Annotated in this window: 15 protein-coding genes and 3 pseudogenes; 9 read left to right on the top strand and 9 right to left on the bottom strand. The window is 62.8% G+C overall.

All coding sequences use genetic code 11. The features are described from left to right. Nucleotides 1-25: 25 nt before the first annotated feature. From ACTGJ9_RS17605 to ACTGJ9_RS17590, 4 genes are all read right to left on the bottom strand, one after another. Nucleotides 26-505 carry a hypothetical protein gene (locus tag ACTGJ9_RS17605; RefSeq protein ID WP_456678067.1) on the bottom strand — a complete coding sequence of 160 codons (480 nt, stop codon included), beginning with the start codon at nucleotides 503-505 and terminating at the stop codon, nucleotides 26-28. Next, nucleotides 502-930 carry a hypothetical protein gene (locus ACTGJ9_RS17600; protein WP_456678066.1) on the bottom strand — a complete coding sequence of 143 codons (429 nt, stop codon included), beginning with the start codon at nucleotides 928-930 and terminating at the stop codon, nucleotides 502-504. Before ACTGJ9_RS17600 ends, ACTGJ9_RS17605 begins: the two co-directional genes overlap by 4 nt. A gap of 24 nt (nucleotides 931-954) precedes the next feature. Then, on the bottom strand, nucleotides 955-1,035 hold the full coding sequence (gene pqqA, locus ACTGJ9_RS17595) for a pyrroloquinoline quinone precursor peptide PqqA (protein WP_012029362.1): 81 nt from the start codon (nucleotides 1,033-1,035) through the stop codon (nucleotides 955-957). A gap of 171 nt (nucleotides 1,036-1,206) precedes the next feature. Beyond that, nucleotides 1,207-1,596: an EF-hand domain-containing protein gene (locus tag ACTGJ9_RS17590; RefSeq protein WP_456678563.1), complete on the bottom strand. Its 390-nt coding sequence runs from the start codon at nucleotides 1,594-1,596 to the stop codon at nucleotides 1,207-1,209. 332 nt (nucleotides 1,597-1,928) lie between these two features. Here ACTGJ9_RS17590 and ACTGJ9_RS17585 point away from each other — a divergent pair, with 332 nt between their 5' ends. The 3 genes and pseudogenes from ACTGJ9_RS17585 (at nucleotide 1,929) to ACTGJ9_RS17575 (ending at nucleotide 4,881) form a co-directional block, all read left to right on the top strand. Beyond that, on the top strand, nucleotides 1,929-3,593 hold the full coding sequence (locus tag ACTGJ9_RS17585) for a methanol/ethanol family PQQ-dependent dehydrogenase (RefSeq protein ID WP_456678065.1): 1,665 nt from the start codon (nucleotides 1,929-1,931) through the stop codon (nucleotides 3,591-3,593). A gap of 21 nt (nucleotides 3,594-3,614) precedes the next feature. Next, a complete protein-coding gene (locus ACTGJ9_RS17580; RefSeq protein WP_456678064.1) occupies nucleotides 3,615-3,959 on the top strand; it encodes a c-type cytochrome in 345 nt (114 codons plus the stop codon). Then, nucleotides 3,956-4,881, top strand: a pseudogene (locus tag ACTGJ9_RS17575) (substrate-binding periplasmic protein). Before ACTGJ9_RS17580 ends, ACTGJ9_RS17575 begins: the two are co-directional and overlap by 4 nt. 126 nt (nucleotides 4,882-5,007) lie before the next feature. On the opposite strand, the gene ACTGJ9_RS17570 reads toward ACTGJ9_RS17575, so the two are convergent. Beyond that, nucleotides 5,008-5,976, bottom strand: coding sequence for a helix-turn-helix domain-containing protein (locus tag ACTGJ9_RS17570; RefSeq protein WP_456678063.1), 969 nt, complete (start codon nucleotides 5,974-5,976; stop codon nucleotides 5,008-5,010). 514 nt (nucleotides 5,977-6,490) lie between these two features. Here ACTGJ9_RS17570 and xoxF5 point away from each other — a divergent pair. From xoxF5 to ACTGJ9_RS17540, 6 genes and pseudogenes are all read left to right on the top strand, one after another. Continuing rightward, nucleotides 6,491-8,296 carry a lanthanide-dependent methanol dehydrogenase XoxF5 gene (xoxF5, locus tag ACTGJ9_RS17565; protein ID WP_456678062.1) on the top strand — a complete coding sequence of 602 codons (1,806 nt, stop codon included), beginning with the start codon at nucleotides 6,491-6,493 and terminating at the stop codon, nucleotides 8,294-8,296. Nucleotides 8,297-8,407: 111 nt separating this feature from the next. After that, entirely contained in the window at nucleotides 8,408-8,896 is a 489-nt protein-coding gene (locus ACTGJ9_RS17560) for a c-type cytochrome, methanol metabolism-related (RefSeq protein ID WP_456678562.1), read from the top strand. A 61-nt stretch (nucleotides 8,897-8,957) separates the two neighbouring features. After that, nucleotides 8,958-10,066, top strand: a pseudogene (locus ACTGJ9_RS17555) (S-(hydroxymethyl)glutathione dehydrogenase/class III alcohol dehydrogenase). A gap of 33 nt (nucleotides 10,067-10,099) precedes the next feature. Then, nucleotides 10,100-10,660, top strand: a complete 561-nt coding sequence (gfa, locus tag ACTGJ9_RS17550) for an S-(hydroxymethyl)glutathione synthase (protein WP_456678061.1) — start codon at nucleotides 10,100-10,102, stop codon at nucleotides 10,658-10,660. Between the two features lie 611 nt (nucleotides 10,661-11,271). Beyond that, nucleotides 11,272-11,724: a (2Fe-2S)-binding protein gene (locus tag ACTGJ9_RS17545; protein ID WP_194481159.1), complete on the top strand. Its 453-nt coding sequence runs from the start codon at nucleotides 11,272-11,274 to the stop codon at nucleotides 11,722-11,724. 1 nt (nucleotide 11,725) lies between these two features. Then, nucleotides 11,726-14,038 (top strand): molybdopterin cofactor-binding domain-containing protein, encoded by a 2,313-nt coding sequence (locus ACTGJ9_RS17540; RefSeq protein ID WP_456678060.1) that lies wholly within the window; start codon nucleotides 11,726-11,728, stop codon nucleotides 14,036-14,038. Nucleotides 14,039-14,437: 399 nt separating this feature from the next. Here the strand turns inward: ACTGJ9_RS17540 and ACTGJ9_RS17535 are convergent, their stop codons facing one another. The 4 genes and pseudogenes from ACTGJ9_RS17535 to ACTGJ9_RS17520 all read right to left on the bottom strand — a co-directional run bounded on the left by ACTGJ9_RS17535 (nucleotide 14,438) and on the right by ACTGJ9_RS17520 (nucleotide 18,652). Next, nucleotides 14,438-16,162 (bottom strand): methanol/ethanol family PQQ-dependent dehydrogenase, encoded by a 1,725-nt coding sequence (locus tag ACTGJ9_RS17535; protein ID WP_456678561.1) that lies wholly within the window; start codon nucleotides 16,160-16,162, stop codon nucleotides 14,438-14,440. Nucleotides 16,163-16,290: 128 nt separating this feature from the next. Then, a pseudogene (locus tag ACTGJ9_RS17530) lies at nucleotides 16,291-16,943 on the bottom strand (QcrA and Rieske domain-containing protein). A gap of 257 nt (nucleotides 16,944-17,200) precedes the next feature. Next, complete coding sequence (locus ACTGJ9_RS17525; RefSeq protein WP_456678059.1) at nucleotides 17,201-17,665, bottom strand: group III truncated hemoglobin; 465 nt, start codon at nucleotides 17,663-17,665, stop codon at nucleotides 17,201-17,203. Nucleotides 17,666-17,800: 135 nt separating this feature from the next. Next, nucleotides 17,801-18,652, bottom strand: a complete 852-nt coding sequence (locus tag ACTGJ9_RS17520; RefSeq protein WP_456678058.1) for a 3-hydroxybutyryl-CoA dehydrogenase — start codon at nucleotides 18,650-18,652, stop codon at nucleotides 17,801-17,803. Nucleotides 18,653-19,111 lie beyond the last annotated feature (459 nt).

Here is a 19,111-nt window from a genome sequence, read left to right as displayed (position 1 = left end):
CGGAGGCGGGGAACCCACCTTGCAGCTAGAAGTTAATCCCGAACACCAGCCTTGCCTGATGCCGCTCGAAATTGACCAGGTCGAGATTGGCGCCTGATCCGGCCGGGCGGCCCCAAGCCTGCATGCTCCAGCTCAGGGTGAGCCGCGATTGCGCGGAGAGCTGGAAATAGGCGGTCGGTCCGACGTACAGGGCCTGGCCGGAGAACTCGCCGAGGCCGATGCCTTCATACTGGCGGAAGTAGCGCATCTCGCCGCCGAGCAGCACGTTTGGGCTCACACGCACCATGCCGGCGAAGGCAGCGCCAATGGTGGAGCTCTTCTCGGACAGCCCGTTCACCTCGAAGCGCGTCCATTCCGGCTGGTAGATCAAATTGACCGCGCCGATCGCAAAATTCGGAATCAGCTCGCGATCGACGGCGAGCGTGAACTCGGTGCCATACATCCGTCCCTTCGCGCCACTGACCTCGTCGATGCGATCGCCATGGGTGTCGGCGGCGATCGTCATCCCGAACGGGAGTTCTCACGGTCGAGCAAGCGATACCGCAGGTCGAGCGAGAGGCCCTGGAAATTGAACTGGCGGCGGTCATCGATATCAGGGACGCCGGTGATGTCGTGCAGCGTGGCGGTGCTGCCGACCTCGATGCGAAAATTCGGCAGCGGCACGATCTCGATCTCGACCTCCTGGCCAAGGGCGCGATAGGTGCCGCCGCCCTTGCCGAAGCGTCCCGTCGTCTCCGTCTGAAATTCGCGGTCGCCGGGGTTGCCGACATCGCTGCCGATCATGAAGCCGAAGATATGCTCGGTGTCGAAGCCCTCTTCGGCGCCGGCGGACATTGGCACGAGCGTGAGCGTGCACGCGATCGCCGTCCAGATTATGTGGGCTCCAATGCGCATCACGAACACTACCACGGCTTCGACGGCATTCGCCATCAAAGCCGCGGCAGGTCGTCAGTCTTACTTGCGTGCAGCGCAGGCGTACATGTTGATTTCCATGCCGACCGGCACTTCCACGATCTTCGGAGCTTTCCAAGCCATTCGGGGTCTCCCCAAGTATTGAGCGCGATATCGCGCCGGGCAAAACCTAGGGCTGCGTCAGCAGCTGCGCAAGTCTGGAATCGGACAACGAACACAGCGAACTGTCGCGTCACACGCATACAGTTCACTCTCGGGCAAACCGCCTTCGCTCCCAGTCAAGCGCTTCTGTTCTCAACGCAGCAGCCGCAGCAGTGCGCGGCCCGCGCGCGAGTTCAGCTCCTTCGCATCCAGCGTTCCATCCTTGTCAGGATTCGCCGCGTTGAAGCGCTGCTCCACCACGGCAAGATATTCGTCGAGCGTCAGCGTCCCATCGTGATCAGGATCGGCGGCGGCGAGTTCTTTTGCCGTTAACCGTCCGCGCAATTCACGCACGTCGAGCGTCCCATCATGGTCGGGATCAAGCTTTGCGAACAGCGCGGAGGCTGCTTTCTTCACCTCGGCCAGATCGAGCGTGCCATCATTATCACTGTCGAACATTTTGACCGCGCCGGAAGCCGACCAGGCCGGACCGGAGAGCACAGAAAGCGTAAGCGCAAGCGCAACTGAGCGACGCGAAATCATTTTGACCTCCCTGACCATGAGCCCCGATTCGCCGGGGATCGCGACAACATAAGGCCGCAAGCCGGCCGCCGTTCAAGCCGAATTGCGATACTTCGCCCGCGACGGATCCGGGTTGGGCCAAAATTCTCGCGGCGCCAATCTTCGCGCCGTGGAAATTGGTGCAGCGCATCGGCGCAAGACGAGCAGAGTTCTTCGAGGATTACAGCACCGAGCCTGGCATCTGTCGTCCAACATTTCGGCAAGGCGCTTTCGACTTTCGTATTGACGGGTTTTGCTTTCGGGCGGAGTGTTGCGATCGCAGCGTCAAAAGGCGCGCATATTGGGAGGAACGGATGAAACGCTTTGCGATGGCCGCGAGCCTCGTCATATCCGCATGCTCGGTTGCGAGCGCACAGACGACCGATCAACTGGTCAAAGGCGCAACCGATACGTCGAACGTTCTCAATTACGGGATGGGCTACAATCTCCAGCGCTTTTCGACGCTGAACCAGATCAACAAGGACACCGTCAAGAACCTCGTCCCGGTCTGGAATTATTCCTTCAACGACGATCGCAGCGAGGAATCGCAGCCGCTGGTGTACCAGGGCGTGATCTACGTGACCTCTCACAACGCGACCATGGCGGTCGACGCCAAGACCGGCAAGCAGATCTGGAAATCCAAGATCGAATATCCGGCCGAGACACCGCGCATCGTCTGCTGCGGCATCATCAACCGCGGTGCCGCACTGTTCGACGGCAAGCTGTTCCGTACCACGCTCGACGCCAACGTGATCGCGATCGACGCCAAGGACGGCAAGGAGCTGTGGCGACAGAAGGCGGCCGACATCAAGGAAGGCTATTCAATGACGGTGGCCCCGCTGGTCGCCGACGGCGTGGTTATCACCGGCATCTCCGGCGCCGAGTTCGGCACCCGCGGCTTCATCGATGGCTGGGATCCGGCAACGGGCAAGCATCTCTGGCGCACCCATTCGGTTCCCTCGCCGGACGAGCCCGGCGGCGACACCTGGAAGGGCGACACCTGGAAGCTCGGCGGCGGCTCGACCTGGATCACGGGCTCCTATGATCCCGAGCTGAACACGGTCTATTGGGGCATCGGCAATCCCGGGCCGTTCAACGCGGCCGTGCGCCCCGGCGACAATCTCTACACCTGCTCCGTGCTGGCGATGGATCCCAAGACCGGCAAGATCAAGTGGCATTACCAATTCTCGCCGAACAATCCGTTCGACTATGACTCGGTGGCCGAGATGGTTCTCGCGGATATGAACGTCGAGGGCAAGCCGACCAAGGTGCTGATGGATGCCAACCGCAACGGCTTCTTCTACGTGCTCGACCGCACCAACGGCAAGCTGCTTGCAGCCAATCCTTACGTGAAGGTGAATTGGGCAACCGGCGTCGACCTGAAGAGCGGCCGTCCGATCGAGACCGACGTCGTCAAGGATGCGCGCGAGGGCAAGAAGGTCACCGTCTATCCGTCGATCCTCGGCGGCAAGAACTGGGAGCCGATGTCGTTCAACCCGCAGACCGGCCTCGCCTACGCCAACACGCTCGCCTTCGGAGGCAGGTACAAATCGGAGCCGGCCACCTTCAAGCAGGGTGAATGGTATCTCGGCATGGACCTGACCGATCCCTGGGAATGGGGTGACGGCGCGCGCGGTCATCTGAAGGCGATCGATCCGATGACCGGCAAGGCGAAGTGGGAGGCGGCAAGCGACATCCCGCGCTTCTCCGGCGTGCTGTCGACCGCGGGCGGTGTTGTGTTCACGGGCGCGCTGACCGGCGAGTTCGAGGCCTTCGACGCCGAGACCGGCAAGAAGCTCTGGCAGTTCCAGACCGGCTCCGGCATCGAGGGACAGCCGGTGACCTGGCAGCAAGATGGCGTGCAGTACATCGCCGTCACGAGCGGCTATGGCGGCGTCTACTCGCTGTTCTCCGGCGACGAGCGGCTGGCCAAGGTGCCGCCCGGTGGCTCGCTGTGGGTCTTTGCGGTGAAGCAGTAACGGCAAGACACGTTGAGAGACATGGCTCACAAGACGGTGGCGATCCTCGCCACCGTCGCGGTGCTGACGGTCGCGCTTGCGGCGACCGGTCGCGCCGCGGATGATTCAAATGGCAATCCGCTGCAGGCACAGATCGAGCACGGCAAGTCGACCTATGCCGAAAAATGCTCGCACTGCCACGGCCCCAACATGATGAATTCCGGCACCATCACGCCGGACCTGCGCGCCTTTCCCGACGACCGGACGCGCTTCGTCACGACCGTGAAGAACGGCAAGAACAACAAGATGCCGCCTTGGGGTGACATTTTAAGCGACGACGAGATCGGAAATCTCTGGGCCTTCATCTCGAGCCGGAGGAAGCCATGAAGGGTTGGCTCGCAACGTTGGGGCTTGCTGCGATGCTTGCGGCCCCGACGGCGACGGCTTGGGCGGCCGATCCCTTGAGCATCTGTCTGGACGAGGACCGGCCGCCGCTCTCGGTGCATCATCGCGGCAAGGCGGACACGGGCTTCGACGTGTTGCTCGGACAGGCCGTCGCCGACCGGCTCGGGCGACCGCTCGGATCCAGTGGTTCGAGAGCAAACTCGACGAGGATTCGAGCCCGCAGCTCGAGGCCAATGCGCTGCTCTCCGACGGCCGCTGCGCGCTGGTCGGCGGCTACGCGCTGACGACGGATTCCCTCGTCAAGCCCGGCCTGAAGACGGCGCGCTTGCCGGATTTCGCCGGCGCCACGCGCGATGACCGGCGCCGCCGCGTTGCGCTCGGCGTGCTCGCCCCGAGCCGGCCTTACGTCTATTCGCCGCTGACGGTGGTGCTCGGGCCGAAGGCGCGCGGCCGCAAGATCAGCGATATCGGCGACCTCGCCGGCCTGCGCCTCGCGATCGAAAGCGGATCTCTGGGCGACGCCATCCTGATGACCTTCGACAGGGGGCGGCTGATCGACAACATCACCCATCTCGTGCCCGCCCGCGACGACCTCCTGGGCGCGCTCGATCGCGGCGATTATGATGCGACCCTGATCGATCTGGCGCGCTACGACGCCCACCGCGACGCGCATCCCGACACCGCGATATCAGCCTCCGGCTATTATTATCCGATCGGGGCCAATCGCGGCTATGTCGGGCTTGGCAGCGATTCTGCCTTGATCGAGGCCGTCAACGAGGCGCTGACGGATCTTGCAGCCGAGGGCAAGATCGCCAAATTCGGCAAGCAGGCCGGCCTGACCTATCTGCCGCCGCGGGAGCCCGCAATCCTTGGCGATGTCTGGAAGCAGATCATTCAGCGGTGAGGTGGCCGCACATGCCGCCAGCGCGTTCGGCCTCATCGCGGTGGCCCTGACGGAGATTGTCTGGCAGCGCTTGATGCGGTAAGCGACCACACCGTCGCAAGGCGCTCCTTACGCAAGGAACCGCGCCTAATGCTCGTTCGAGGCGGCAGCACCCTGTTGCGCTTTGTGGATCGAAGACGGCACCACACCGAAATATTTCCGGAACACGCGGCTGAAATGCGATGAGCTGGAGAAGCCCCACGAGAACGCGACGTCGGTGATGGTCTTGCCGCCGTGCGCCTCGAGCTCCTGGCGGCAGTTCTGGAGACGCGCCTGCCAGATGTAATCGCTCACCGTGGTGCCGCGTTCTGAGAACAGCATGTGCAGATAGCGCTTGGAGCAGCCGAGCTCGGCGGAGATCTGGTCGATGCACAGATCGGGGTCGCGCAGGTGCTCGCGGATGAAAAATTGGGCACGCACATACATCGCCTCGGGCCCGCCCCGATCGAACATCGTGTCGGCTTCACGCAGCGGCAGCAGCAACAGGTCGATCAGCGAATCGGCAACGCCGACCGCGCTGTTGGCCGACAGCTTCGCCGCCTCGTCGAACGTGGCATGGACGAAATCATGGGCGATCCGTCCCGTTCCCGTTTTCGCCGACAGCTTGCAGGCCGGCATACGCTGCGACGGGAAGCCGCGATCGCGCAGCAGCGCCTTCGGCACGATCACCACGTCGTGGCGCGTGAAGGCGGGACTGACGATCAGATGCGGACATGAGACGTCATAGGCGATGATGTCACCAGGGTTCAGCTCGATGTGGCGGCCCTCCTGCTCGAAATAGGACACGCCATATGTCTGGAAGTGAATTTTGATGTACGGGTGTTCATTGGCCTTGGCGCGCGCCAGCGTGTGCGCGATGCGATGCTGGCTGACCTCGATCTGACAGAGCTTCAGGCGCGAGACGCTGGTGTAGTCGATGCGTCCCTCGAGCGAGGATGCTTCCAGCGGATCGACATCGAAGTGCCCGCACAGACTCGTCAGCCCATCGATCCAGCTCTGGATCTGTCGCTTCGGCGTCAGCCCGGTCGTCGAGAGCGTGTGAATTGTGTCGGACATTAATCCAGCCACTGGTGATACCCGGAGATCCGACGCAAATCGCGGCCAGCGCCTGCTGGAGCCCTCAGCCATGATTGCGTGACGTTTACCTCAAATGTGAGCGGTCTTTGAAACGAGCGCCATCGTTCCTTCGCCGCTCTTGAAACTTAATCCTCCGCCTTAGTTGCAGCGCCGTCAAGCGGAACCTGACCGTCGGTCCGCGCCGCCAAGCCGCGCGGAAGCCGCTGAATTCGCTAGTGCAAAATCAAAAACTTTGCCTCCGTGCGCTGTCAAGCAAAGCGGGTTCACTCTTGGGCAAGTTTCCCGTTGGCGAAGTCGTTACGGATTGCGGCAGGAACAAAAAGAACGGGCCGCTCCTGCACGTGGACCCGTAGCTCTCATCGGAGGAGGAAACAGCACAGCATCGTTTCTGGTCCCCAACGCGACCGCCCTGCACGAGCAGACGCCGGACGAGAAGCCCGGTGATTGAGCAATGCTTCGGACATAATAAACGAGACCAAACGGAGGAATGACTATGCGCAAGGTACTACTGGCGACCTTTCTTGGCTCCGCGGCGGCTCTCGCCGTCGGCAGCGCGTCAGCCAACGACGAGCTGATCAAGATGTCGCAGAACCCGAAAGACTGGGTGATGCCGACAGGTGACTACGCCAATACCCGCTATTCCAAGCTGAACCAGATCAACGCACAAAATGTCGGCAAGCTCCAGGTCGCCTGGACCTTCTCGACCGGCGTGCTGCGCGGCCACGAAGGCGGCCCGCTGATCATCGGCAACATGATGTACGTCCATACGCCGTTCCCGAACAAGGTCTACGCCATTGACCTTTCGCAGGAGAACAAGATCGTCTGGAAGTATGAGCCGAAGCAGGATCCGAACGTCATCCCGGTGATGTGCTGCGACACGGTTAACCGCGGCCTCGCTTTCGGTGACGGCAAGATCTTCCTGCATCAGGCCGACACGACCCTCGTCGCACTCGACGCCAAGACCGGTCAGGTTGCATGGACGGCCAAGAACGGCGATCCCAGCAAGGGCGAGACCGGCACCTCGGCGCCGATGGTCGTCAAAGACAAGGTGCTGGTCGGCATCTCCGGTGGTGAGTTTGGCGTTCAGGCCCACATGACCGCCTACGACATCAAGACCGGCAAGGTCGCTTGGCGCGGCTATTCGGAAGGGCCGGACGACCAGATTCTGGTTGACGACAAGACCACCGCACTCGGCAAGCCGGTCGGCAAGGACTCCAGCCTGAAGACGTGGCAAGGCGATCAGTGGAAGATCGGCGGCGGCGCGACCTGGGGCTGGATCTCCTACGATCCCGAACTGAACCTCATCTATTACGGATCGGGCAATCCCTCGACCTGGAATCCGAAGCAGCGTCCCGGTGACAACAAGTGGTCGATGACGATCTGGGCACGTAACCCGGACACCGGTGTGGCCAAGTGGGTCTATCAGATGACGCCCCATGACGAATGGGACTATGACGGCGTCAACGAGATGATCCTCTCGGATCAGTCGATCAACGGCCAGCCGCGCAAGCTGCTGACGCATTTCGATCGTAACGGTCTCGGCTACACCCTCGATCGCACCAACGGCGAACTGCTGGTCGCCGAGAAGTACGATCCGAAGGTGAACTGGACCTCCGGCGTCGACATGGACAAGAACTCCGCCACCTATGGTCGTCCGAAGGTGCTCGACGCGGCTTCGACCGACAAGGCCGGCGAAGATCACAACGTGAAGGGCATCTGCCCGGCGGCGCTCGGCACCAAGGACGAGCAGCCGGCAGCCTACTCGCCCGACACGCAGCTGTTCTACGTTCCGACCAACCACGTCTGCATGGACTACGAGCCGTTCAAGGTGAGCTACACCGCGGGCCAGCCCTATGTGGGTGCGACGCTCTCGATGTATCCGCCGCAGGGCGATACCAATATGGGCAACTTCATCGCCTGGGACGGCAAGACCGGCAAGATCGTTTGGTCGAACAAGGAGCAGTTCTCGGTCTGGTCGGGTGCGCTCGCAACCGCAGGCGGTGTCGTGTTCTACGGCACGCTCGAAGGCTACCTCAAGGCGGTCGACGCCAAGACCGGCAAGGAGCTCTACAAGTTCAAGACTCCCTCCGGCATCATCGGGAACGTCACCACGTACGAGAATGGCGGCAAGCAGTATGTCGCAGTGCTCTCCGGCGTGGGCGGCTGGGCCGGCATCGGTCTGGCAGCAGGCCTGACCGATCCGACCGCAGGTCTCGGTGCAGTTGGTGGCTACGCCGCGCTCAGCAACTACACGGCACTCGGCGGCACGCTGACCGTGTTCTCGCTGCCCGCGAACTAGCCTTACCTTCGTATCGCTCCGGCGCGTGGATCAACTCCACGCGCCGGCTCGTCTCCACCGAACGCCTTCGAGGAACACCTCTTGCGTAAAATCTGCTCTGTCATTGCTGCGATGATCTTCATTGCGTCCGGAGGAATTGCTGTCGCGGACGGCTCGGGCGACCCGACCGCCGTCAAGCAGAACGAAACTGGCGAATGGCTCGATAAGGAAGGTAACCCGACTTACAAGATCAACGGCGATTCCGTCGACTGGTACACCTATTCCGGATACCGCCGCTATCACTCGGACTGCCATGTGTGTCATGGCCCGGATGGCATGGGCTCGACCTATGCGCCCGCACTGAAGGATTCGCTCAAGACGATGAGCTATGCCGATTTTCTCGGCGTCGTCGCCTCGGGCCGCAAGAATATCTCCACCGCCTCAGAGAACGTGATGCCGGCCTTCGGAGATAACCCGAACGTCGCCTGCTACATGGACGATCTCTACGTCTATCTGCGCGCCCGCTCCAACGAGGCCTGGGGCCGCGCCCGTCCCGGCAAGCATGAGGACAAGAACGACGCCTATACCAAAAATGAAGACTCATGCATGGGCAAGAAGTGAACGTTTGCAGCCCGGCCGAGACTTAAGTCTTGGCATCCTGCGAGAATTCGAGGAGTTACCGATGAAGACACGTGCCGCCGTCGCTTTCGAAGCCAAAAACCGCTCGAAATCGTCGAAGTCGATCTGGAAGGGCCGAAGGCCGGCGAGGTCCTGGTCGAGATCAAGGCCACGGGCATCTGCCACACCGACGCCTACACGCTCGACGGTTTTGACAGCGAAGGAATCTTCCCGTCGATCCTCGGTCACGAGGGCGCCGGCATCATCCGCGAGATCGGCGCGGGCGTGACCTCGGTGAAACCCGGCGATCACGTCATTCCGCTCTACACGCCGGAATGCCGTCAGTGCAAAAGCTGTCTGAGCCAGAAGACCAATCTCTGCACCGCGATCCGCGCGACGCAGGGCAAGGGCGTGATGCCTGACGGCACCAGCCGCTTCTCTTACAAGAGCAAGCCTATCTACCACTATATGGGCTGCTCGACCTTCTCGAACTTCACGGTGCTGCCCGAGATCGCGGTAGCGAAGATCCGCGAGGACGCCCCGTTCGACAAGAGCTGTTATATCGGCTGCGGCGTCACCACCGGCGTCGGCGCCGTCGTCAACACCGCGAAGGTCGAGCCGGGCTCCAACGTCGTCGTGTTCGGCCTCGGCGGAATCGGGTTGAACGTGATCCAGGGCGCCAAGATGGCCGGCGCCGACAAGATCATCGGCGTCGACGTCAACGACTCCAAGGAGGAATGGGGCCGCCGGTTTGGCATGACTGATTTCGTCAATCCGAAGAAGATCACCGGCGACATCGTCCCGCATCTGGTGACCCTGACCGATGGCGGCGCCGACTACACCTTCGACTGCACCGGCAACACCACGGTGATGCGCCAGGCGCTGGAAGCCTGCCATCGCGGCTGGGGCACCTCGATCATCATCGGCGTCGCCGAAGCCGGCAAGGAGATCGCAACCCGTCCATTCCAGCTCGTCACCGGCCGCAACTGGCGCGGCACCGCCTTCGGCGGCGCCCGCGGCCGCACCGACGTGCCGAAGATCGTCGACTGGTACATGAACGGAAAGATCCAGATCGATCCAATGATCACCCACACGCTCAAGCTCGAAGACATCAACAAGGGCTTCGACCTGATGCACGAGGGTAAATCGATTCGTTCAGTCGTCGTGTTCTAACTCGCAAGCGTCACCCCCAAGGAGGATCGACCCATGACTGCACTCCACCCCTCGATCGACAACGGTCTCAAACAAGGCACAGGCCACTTCGCCGGCGGCACGCTCGCCTGCAAATGCAAGGACCATCAGGTCAAGGTCGGCATCAAGGGCGACGTCGCACACAACCACGCCTGCGGCTGCACCAAGTGCTGGAAGCCGGAGGGTGCGACCTTCTCGGTCGTGGCCGTCGTGCCGCGCCAGAACGTCACCGTGCTCGAGAACGGTGACAAGCTCCAGATCGTCGACGCCTCGGCGGTGATCCAGCGTCACGCCTGCAAGGCTTGCGGCACCCACATGTTCGGCCGCATCGAGAACAAGAACCATCCGTTCTACGGGCTCGATTTCGTCCATCCGGAACTGTTCCAGGAGCAGGGCTCGCAGGCACCGCAATTCGCCGCCTTCGTTTCCTCGGTGATCGAATCCGGCGTCAAGCCCGAGCAGATGGCCGGCATCCGGTCGCGGCTGAAAGAAATCGGGCTCGAGCCCTATGACTGCCTGTCACCGGCGCTGATGGACGCTATCGCGACCCACGTGGCGAAGGCCAAGGCCGCCTGACAAGGCCGCCAGAAACTTGTCCGTCCCCTCGCTGGTCACCAGACAGGGGACGGACAGCTCTCGAATGATTTGCGGCGAGTTTGCCGCCTGTGCACCTTGCGTATGCGAGCGCGTTCCGCTCCCTCAGTCCTGGTCTCTGAATGACTTCCCAGTGCCGCCCTCTTCCTGCTTGAAGTCAGCGTCGCTGCGATTCTCCCTCCCTCGACTGAGGAATACTGCTTCGTCCGCGCAGTCCCTCTGGCGGACGAAGCTTTTTTCACCGCGCCTCAGATTCTATAATTGTGCAACGCGCGACCTGTTGCCGCGCCCTGCTTTTGACAAACCCCGGATGCAATCTGTTCACGTCGAGAACACCCGGCTGTGAATGCCGGTCCGGCGCGATCTCTGCTAGGTTCGCGCCGTCACGATGCCGCGCGAGTTCAAACAATCAAGAACAAAACGGGAGGTATCGAGCACATCCGGACATTGCGATTCCTGTTCCAGCTTCCTGCCGGGATTTGCCCGTGCAGGGCAGCAGGCTGGAGTGCGGTTGCGACGACGCGCGGACCATTGTGCCGAGCGAAATCGGCTATTCCAACATTGGCAAAGCTTATGAAGAGCGAGGGATGATCATGATCAAGGTGAAAATCAACGGCCAGGAACAGAGCTGGGACGGCGACCCGGATCTCCCGCTACTCTGGTTCCTGCGCGACGAAGCCGGGCTGACCGGCACCAAATTCGGCTGTGGCCAGGCCCTGTGCGGCGCCTGCACCGTCATCGTGGACAAGGAGGCAGTCCGCTCCTGCATTACGTCGATCAACGACGTAGCGGGGCGCGAGGTCACGACGATCGAGGGGCTGCATCCCGATGGCGATCATCCCGTCCAGAAGGCCTGGCGCCAGGTCAATGTTCCCCAATGCGGCTTCTGCCAGGCCGGCCAGATCATGCAGGCGGCTGCGCTGCTGATGGAGAATCCCAAGCCGTCGCATGACCAGATCCGCGAGGCGATGTCCGGCAACATCTGCCGCTGCGGCTGCTACCAGCGCATCGAGAACGCCGTCCACCTCGCATCGACGGGAGTGTGATATGAATTTCATCGACAATCCGCGGAAGCTTCGTGGCTTCGAAAAGAATCTGAAGGTCGAGAAGGTCTCGCGCCGCAGCATCCTGAAGGGGCTCGGCGTCACCGGCGGCTTCGTGCTCGCCGCACCCGTGATGACGCGCCAGGCCTTCGCCTATGAGACCGGCGCCGACAAGATGCCGCATGGCGTCGTGGTCGATCCGCGCGTGTTCGTCGCGGTCGCGCCTGATGGCACCGTCACCATTCTCGCCCACCGCGCCGAGATGGGCACGGGCGTGCGCACCAGCCTGCCGCTGATCGTGGCCGAGGAGATGGAGGCCGACTGGTCCAGGGTCAAGGTGCAGCAAGCCCATGGTGACGAGGTCAAGTTCGGCAACCAGGACACCGACGGTTCGCGCAGCACGCGACACTACCTGATTCCGATGCGCCAGATCGGCGCCTCGGCCCGTATCATGCTGGAACAGGCCGCAGCAAAGCGCTGGGGCGTGCCGGCGACCGAGGTCAAGGCGGTCAATCACGAGGTGATCCACAGCGCCAGCGGCCGCAAGCTCGGCTTCGGCGAACTCGCAGCCGACGCCGCCAAGGAATCGGTGCCGAGCATCGAAGGTCTCAAGCTGAAAGACCCCAAGGATTTCCGCTATCTCGGCAAGGGCCAGGTCAGCATCGTCGATCTCCACGACATTACCACCGGCAAGGCGCGCTATGGCGCCGACGTGCGACTGCCCGGGATGAAATACGCCGTGATCGCCCGCCCGCCGGTGACGGGCGGCAAGCTCACTTCGTTTGATCCGGACGCTGCCCTGAAAGTGCCCGGCGTCGAGAAAGTGATGCAGGTCCGCGGATGGCCGTGGCCGTCGAAGTTCCAGCCGCTCGGCGGCGTCGCAGTGATCGCGCGCAACACCGGCGCAGCGATCAAGGGCCGCGACGCGCTGAAACTGGTCTGGGACGACGGCGCCAACGGCAAATACGACTCCGTTGCCTATCGCAAGGAGCTCGAGGACGCCTCGCGCAAGCCGGGCCTCGTCGTGCGCCAGGAGGGTGACGCGGACGCCGCGCTGAAGGCGGCGGACAAGGTCGTGGTCGGCGAATATTATCTGCCCCATCTCGCCCATGTCAGCATGGAGCCGCCGGTCGCAGTTGCCGACGTTAAGGGCGACAAAGCGGAGATCTGGGCGCCGGTGCAGAGCCCCGGCGGCACCCGCGAGGACGTCGCCAAGACGCTCGGCATTCCCGAGGACAATGTCACGGTCAACGTCACGCTGCTCGGCGGCGGTTTCGGTCGCAAGTCGAAATGCGATTTCGCGCTTGAGGCCGCGCTGTTGTCGAAGGAGCTCGGCACGCCGGTCAAGGTGCAATGGACGCGCGAGGACGACCTCCACCACGATTTCCTGCACACCGTCTCGGTGGAGCGGATCGAGGCGGGTCTGGACAAGGACGGCAAGGTGATCGCGTGGCGCCATCGCAGCGTGGCGCCGACCATCGCCTCGACCTTCGCAGCCGGTGCCAAGCATGCGGCGCCCTTCGAACTCGGCATGGGTCTCGTCGACATGCCGTTCGAGATCGCCAATATCAGTTGCGAGAATCCGGAAGCCGCGGCATTCACCCGCATCGGCTGGTTCCGTTCGGTCTCGAATATCCCGCGCGCGTTCGCGGTGCAATCGATGGTCGGCGAGATCGCGAATGCGACCGGGCGCGATCAGAAGGAGACGCTGCTCGCGTTGATCGGCACGCCGCGGATCGTCAAGCCCGCCGTCAAGGACTTGTGGAACTACGGCGAGCCCTATGACAGCTACCCGATCGACACCGCGCGCCTGCGCAAGGTGGTCGAGCTGGTCGCCGAGAAGGGTGAATGGGGCCGTCAGGTCCCGAAGGGCCACGGCCTCGGCATCGCCGTGCACCGCAGCTTCGTCAGCTACATCGCGACCATCGTCGAGGTGGCCGTCGACGACAAGGGCAAGCTGACAGTGCCACGGGTCGACACCGCCATCGATTGCGGCACCTATGTCAATCCCGAGCGCATCGCCTCGCAGATCGAAGGCGCGGCAATCATGGGCCTGAGCCTCGCCAAATACGGCGCGGTCACATTCAAGGACGGCAAGGTGGAGCAGAAGAACTTTGACGACTTCCAGGTCATCAGGATCGACGAATCTCCCGTTGTGACCAATGTCTACATCGTGCCGCCCGGACCTGACACGCCGCCGAGCGGCGTAGGCGAGCCCGGCGTTCCGCCCTTCGCGCCGGCGCTGATGAACGCGATCTTCGCCGCGACCGGCAAGCGCATCCGCGCGCTGCCCATCGGCAAGCAATTGGAGGCTTGACGGAACAGACGCGGCCTCGCGCCGTTTCCATCGATCTGACAGGAGCAGATCGATGACCAACACCTCAAAGGCGCTCGCAGTCTCTGCTGTCGAGCGCCTTTCTTTGACGACCGGCAGCGTGTTCGCCCAGAGCAACACGACGCCACCGACCACGGCCACGCGCCCCACAGCGCCGGACCAGAATTCGCTTCCGAACGCCACCGCCCCGCCCGCCTCGACCACCCAGACCACGGGGCAGCACAATCCGGATCCGAAGGTTCGGGAGATGAACCAGAAGGAGAAGGACAAGGTCGAGCGCGAGGGAAGTAGCTACGCTGCGCCCACGCAAAATGCGGCGGACGTTGCCGTCCGCCGCATTTGCCCCCACGCGCTCCGCCGTCTTCGATCCGCCTGCGGAGCTTATTTCTTCAGCGCGAACACCCAGATCACGCCGCCTTGCGGCACGTTGGACTCGATGCCGATATTGTTGGTCGCGAGCGCGTCCTGGATGCGCTGCGCGTCCACGCCCCAGCCCGACTGGATCGCGATATATTGCGTGCCGTCGATCTCATAGGACATCGGCATGCCCATGATTCCGGAGTTGGTCTTCTGCTCCCACAACAGCTCGCCGGTCTTGGCGTTGAAGGCGCGGAAGTTGCGGTCGTTGGTACCGCCGGCAAAGACGAGATCGCCCGCGGTCGCCGTGACCGAGCCGAACATCTGCGATTTGGGGAAGTTGTGCTGCCACACCTTCTTGCCGGTCGTGGGATCCCAAGCCTGGATCTCGCCGAAGTGATCGGCGCCGGGCTTGGTCTTCAGGCCGATATCCTCCGGCTTGGTACCGAGCCAGAGCTCGCCGGGCTTGAGCGCGATCTTCTCGCCGGTGAAGCCACCGCAGAAATTCTCGTTGGCGGGAACATAGACGAGGCCGGTCCTCTGGCTATAGGCCGCCGACGGCCAGTCCTTGCCGCCCCACAGTGACGGACAGAACTCGACCCGCTTTCCGACCACCGGCTTGTGCGCGGGATCGAGGATCGGCTTGCCGTTCTCGTCGATTCCCTTCCAGACATCGGTCGAGACGAACGGCCAGCCGGCGATGTAGTTGATCTTGGTCGGTGTGCGTTCGAGCACCCAGAAGATTGCGTCGCGGCCCGGATGGACCAGGCTCTTAATATTGCGGCCGTCACGCTGCAGGTCGATCAGCATTGGCGCATCGACCTCGTCCCAGTCCCAGGAATCGTTCTGGTGGTACTGATGATAGGTCTTGATCTTCCCGTTGCCGGGATCGAGCGCAAGCACCGATGACGTATAGAGATTGTCGCCGGGATGCATCTCGCCGGGCCATGGCGCAGCGTTGCCGACGCCCCAATAGACCGTCTTGGTCTCCTTATCGTAGGTCCCGGTCATCCAGGCCGAGCCGCCGCCGTTCTTCCAGTCGTCGCCCTGCCAGGTGTCGTGACCGGGCTCGCCTTCGCCGGGAATGGTGAAGGTCCGCCACAGCTCCTTGCCGTCCTTGGCGTCGAATGCGGCGACATAGCCGCGCACGCCGAACTCGCCGCCGGAGCCGCCGACGATGACCTTGCCATCGACGATCAGCGGCATCAGGGTCATGTATTGACCCTTCTTGTAATCCTGCACCTTGGTGTCCCACACCACCTTGCCGGTCTTGGCGTCAAGCGCGACGACATGGTCGTCGGTCGTGGCGAGATAGAGCTTGTCCTCCCACAGGCCGACGCCGCGGCTGGTCGGATGCAACTGGAACAGATCGTCGGGGAGCTGCCGCTTGTAGCGCCAATATTCATCGCCGGTTTTCGCGTTCAGTGCGATCACCTGCCCCATCGGCGTTGCCACGAACATCACGCCATTGTTGACGATCGGTGGCGCCTCATGGCCTTCGACCACGCCGGTGGCAAACGTCCAGACCGGCGTGAGATCCTTGACATTGGAGGTGTTGATCTGGTCGAGCGGACTATAGCCCTGCCCGTCATAGGTGCGCCGATAGAGCATCCAGTTGCCTGGTTCCGGATTCTCCAGGCGCTGCTGGGTAACCGGCGCGTAGCTCTCGATCGGTCCGGCGATTGCAGCGCTCGAGACAAAGCACGTGAAGGCGACGAAGCTGGACAGCAGTAGTTGCTTCCTGGTCATGGACGTTTTCATGGACGTTCCCCTTTTTCATCCGTTTGAATTCTTGTTCTGAATTCTTGTCGTTCGTCCCGACGTCCGCCCCTCGGCGGATGCGGCCTCTCGTGACGCGGGCACGACCCGCACGTCCGTCATCCCGGCTGCGCGCCACCTACCTTTCCGATGAAGCTACCCGCAACGCTGAGCGAACCGTCGGCGAGCGCCAGCGGCAGCGCAGCGAGCCGCCGCGGCGCCGGTCCGAACACCACCTGTGCGCCCGCGCGGGGATCGTATTCGGAGTTGTGGCACATGCACTTGAACACCTCCTTGTCGCCGACATCGCTCTTGACCCAGGCGGTGACGGGACAGCCGGCATGAGCGCAGATCGCCGAATAGGCGAGGATGCCGTCGACGGCACGCGCGCGCGTCTGCTCGTCGAGCTCGGCCGGATCGAGCCGGATGATCAGAAGCTCGTTGAGCCGCGAGGCATTGCGCACCACAGACGTCTTGGGATCCTGCGGCCAGGCATGCACCGGCGGGCCGCCCTCCTCAGATCAGCCGCTTTGATGAGCTTTCCTTCACTGTCTCCCTCAGAGAACACGAGCACGTCCCCCTTCTGCGGCCGCTCGTCGGACCCGGGCGGATCTTCGCCCGCCCGCACGGGCGCGGAACAGCCGAGACAAGCGGTGGTGACGAGCGCACCGAGCAGCAGCGTTCGCCGCGTTTGCTCTGTGCCTGCATCGGCTTCAGGTTCCGCGGTGCTGTCGAGGGATGATGAAGTGACACTGAATGCTACGCGCGACATTCCAGTAGCAGGCGCTGGAACTCTGCCGAAATGAAGGCGAAGAATTGGCGCCGCAGTGCATCAATATGGCTTTGCCCGCTTTGATTGAGCACGATTGAGCGCATTCAAATGGGTTTTGACATTTCAACGTCACGTCGCGCGATCGGCATGATGATTTTGCAGATCAGACCAATGATGTTGGAATGGTGCAATGCCCTTTATTGCCGCGCAAGCTGGAAGCAATTCAGCTGCATGCTTTGCAGGCCGCTCGGCGGTTGTCATGACCTCAGCACGTGACGCGGCGCCGCGATGCGGCCAGCGACGGTGGCCGACGCCATCTCGAAACTGTCGGCGATGCGTCGCGCCCTGTCGATGAAGAGGGCTGCCGCCGACGGCGGGCAAACTTCGCGCGCGGTCTGCTCGAACAAATCGAGCCAGCGGTCGAAATGATCACCGACCAGGCTCAACGGCATATGCGCCCGCATCGGCGAGCCATGATAACGGCCGCTCATCAGCACCACCGACGACCAGAACCCCTTGAGCTTCTCGAGATGCTCGTCCCAGTTCTGCACGATCGCGAACACCGGTCCGAGCAGCGCGTCCTCACGGACGCGCCCATAGAAACGGGTGACGAGTTCCCCAATCATCTCCTCGGTGATCCCGGTGCGCTCGATCGCGTCCCGGGTCAGCAGGTTCCGCCGTTCGGCCGCAGCTTCCCGCTCGGCCTTGAGTCGATCCGACATGTCCTTTGCTTTCCGTTTCGTTGTTCCCGCGAGCCGCCCGTTCGACACTGTCGGACCAATTGCACGCGACGGCTTTGTCGCAGCGCAAATTGCGGGATTGGGCAGCGGGCGCTCAAGCCCGCCGCCCGCGCCAGATCAGGCGCCGTAAGTGTAAAAGCCCTGCCCGGTCTTGCGGCCGAGATGGCCGGCATCGACCATTTCCTTGAGCAAGGGGGCCGGACGGTATTTAGGGTCATTAAAGCCCTTATAAAAGACCTCCATCACCGACAACATGGTGTCGAGACCGACGAGATCGGCCAGCGCGAGCGGCCCGATCGGATGGTTGCAGCCGAGCTTCATGCCGGCGTCGATTTCCTCCGCGGTCGCAATGCCCTCCTGGAGCGCGAAAATTGCCTCGTTGATCATCGGGCACAGGATACGGTTGACGGCGAAGCCAGGGCTGTTCTTGGCCGTGATCGCCACCTTGCCAACGCGCTGTGCGAAATCGAGCGCTTGGGCGTGGGTGTCGTCCGAAGTCTGCAGGCCGCGGATCAGTTCTAGCAGCGCCATCACCGGAACCGGATTGAAGAAGTGCATGCCGATGAAGCGATCGGGGCGATCGGTCGCGGCGGCAAGCTTGGTGATCGAGATCGACGAGGTGTTGGTCGCAACCAGCGTGCGCGGCGACAGCGTGGCGCAGAGGTCCTTCAGGATCTTGACCTTGAGCTCCTCGTTCTCGGTCGCGGCCTCGATGACGAGATCGCAATCGGAAAGTTTGGCGCGGTCGGTGGTGCCGGTGATGCGCTTGAGGGTCGCCTCGCGATCGGCCGCCGACATCTTCTCCTTCTTGACCAGACGCTCGAGGCTGCCGCCGACGGTCGAAATGCCGCGATTCACCGCCGCATCGGAGATGTCGACCATCACGACCGAAAGCCCGGCCGCGGCGCAGATCTGGGCGATGCCGTTGCCCATGGTGCCTGCTCCGATGATGCCAACGGTATTGATCATAGCCTGACGTCCTTCTCGCTGGGCGAGCCCGGCCTCTGCGGCAGCGTGCCCGGTTTGAACTGAATTTCGATCCGCGGACGCCAGAGCGCTGCGCCGCATCCAGGCTCTTCCTTAAAGCATCCGTGGCGAGAATAAAGTCGCCATTCCGCTGGCAAAGGGCATGATTTCGCGGTCTCGCGACCGTTTTGGCCCGAGTTTTGCGGCTCGTTTCGCCCCCGGGATTGCCGAGGGCGAAGGGAAGGCCGGGCGCCGGCTGGCACCCGCGGTCCGCTGTGCGATCCCGACCTTCCCCGCGCGAGTGGTTTGACTACGCCGTGCCCTCCCCGGAGCCGAATTCCTTTGGCCTCCGTCGCCTTGCGAAAAGATGGCGACGAGGAGCCGGTTGGCCCTTTGCGTGCCGACGCGCCCGCGTTCGCCGCAACTCACCCACGTACCGGACGACTCGCGATCCGTCCCTCG

The sequence above is a fragment of the Bradyrhizobium sp. RDM12 genome, from assembly GCF_051917485.1.
Taxonomy (GTDB): domain Bacteria; phylum Pseudomonadota; class Alphaproteobacteria; order Rhizobiales; family Xanthobacteraceae; genus Bradyrhizobium.
The sequence above is the reverse complement of the archived record's forward strand: the minus strand, read 5'-3'. Positions and strand labels throughout refer to the sequence as shown.

Excerpts from the sequence above, each read along its gene's own strand:
- ACTGJ9_RS17605 (WP_456678067.1), bottom strand. The coding sequence starts at position 505 with ATGACGATCGCCGCCGACACCCATGGCGATCGCATCGACGAGGTCAGT.
- ACTGJ9_RS17600 (WP_456678066.1), bottom strand. The coding sequence starts at position 930 with ATGGCGAATGCCGTCGAAGCCGTGGTAGTGTTCGTGATGCGCATTGGA.
- pqqA (WP_012029362.1), bottom strand. The coding sequence starts at position 1,035 with ATGGCTTGGAAAGCTCCGAAGATCGTGGAAGTGCCGGTCGGCATGGAA.
- ACTGJ9_RS17590 (WP_456678563.1), bottom strand. The coding sequence starts at position 1,596 with ATGATTTCGCGTCGCTCAGTTGCGCTTGCGCTTACGCTTTCTGTGCTC.
- ACTGJ9_RS17585 (WP_456678065.1), top strand. The coding sequence starts at position 1,929 with ATGAAACGCTTTGCGATGGCCGCGAGCCTCGTCATATCCGCATGCTCG.
- ACTGJ9_RS17580 (WP_456678064.1), top strand. The coding sequence starts at position 3,615 with ATGGCTCACAAGACGGTGGCGATCCTCGCCACCGTCGCGGTGCTGACG.
- ACTGJ9_RS17570 (WP_456678063.1), bottom strand. The coding sequence starts at position 5,976 with ATGTCCGACACAATTCACACGCTCTCGACGACCGGGCTGACGCCGAAG.
- xoxF5 (WP_456678062.1), top strand. The coding sequence starts at position 6,491 with ATGCGCAAGGTACTACTGGCGACCTTTCTTGGCTCCGCGGCGGCTCTC.
- ACTGJ9_RS17560 (WP_456678562.1), top strand. The coding sequence starts at position 8,408 with ATGATCTTCATTGCGTCCGGAGGAATTGCTGTCGCGGACGGCTCGGGC.
- gfa (WP_456678061.1), top strand. The coding sequence starts at position 10,100 with ATGACTGCACTCCACCCCTCGATCGACAACGGTCTCAAACAAGGCACA.
- ACTGJ9_RS17545 (WP_194481159.1), top strand. The coding sequence starts at position 11,272 with ATGATCAAGGTGAAAATCAACGGCCAGGAACAGAGCTGGGACGGCGAC.
- ACTGJ9_RS17540 (WP_456678060.1), top strand. The coding sequence starts at position 11,726 with ATGAATTTCATCGACAATCCGCGGAAGCTTCGTGGCTTCGAAAAGAAT.
- ACTGJ9_RS17535 (WP_456678561.1), bottom strand. The coding sequence starts at position 16,162 with ATGACCAGGAAGCAACTACTGCTGTCCAGCTTCGTCGCCTTCACGTGC.
- ACTGJ9_RS17525 (WP_456678059.1), bottom strand. The coding sequence starts at position 17,665 with ATGTCGGATCGACTCAAGGCCGAGCGGGAAGCTGCGGCCGAACGGCGG.
- ACTGJ9_RS17520 (WP_456678058.1), bottom strand. The coding sequence starts at position 18,652 with ATGATCAATACCGTTGGCATCATCGGAGCAGGCACCATGGGCAACGGC.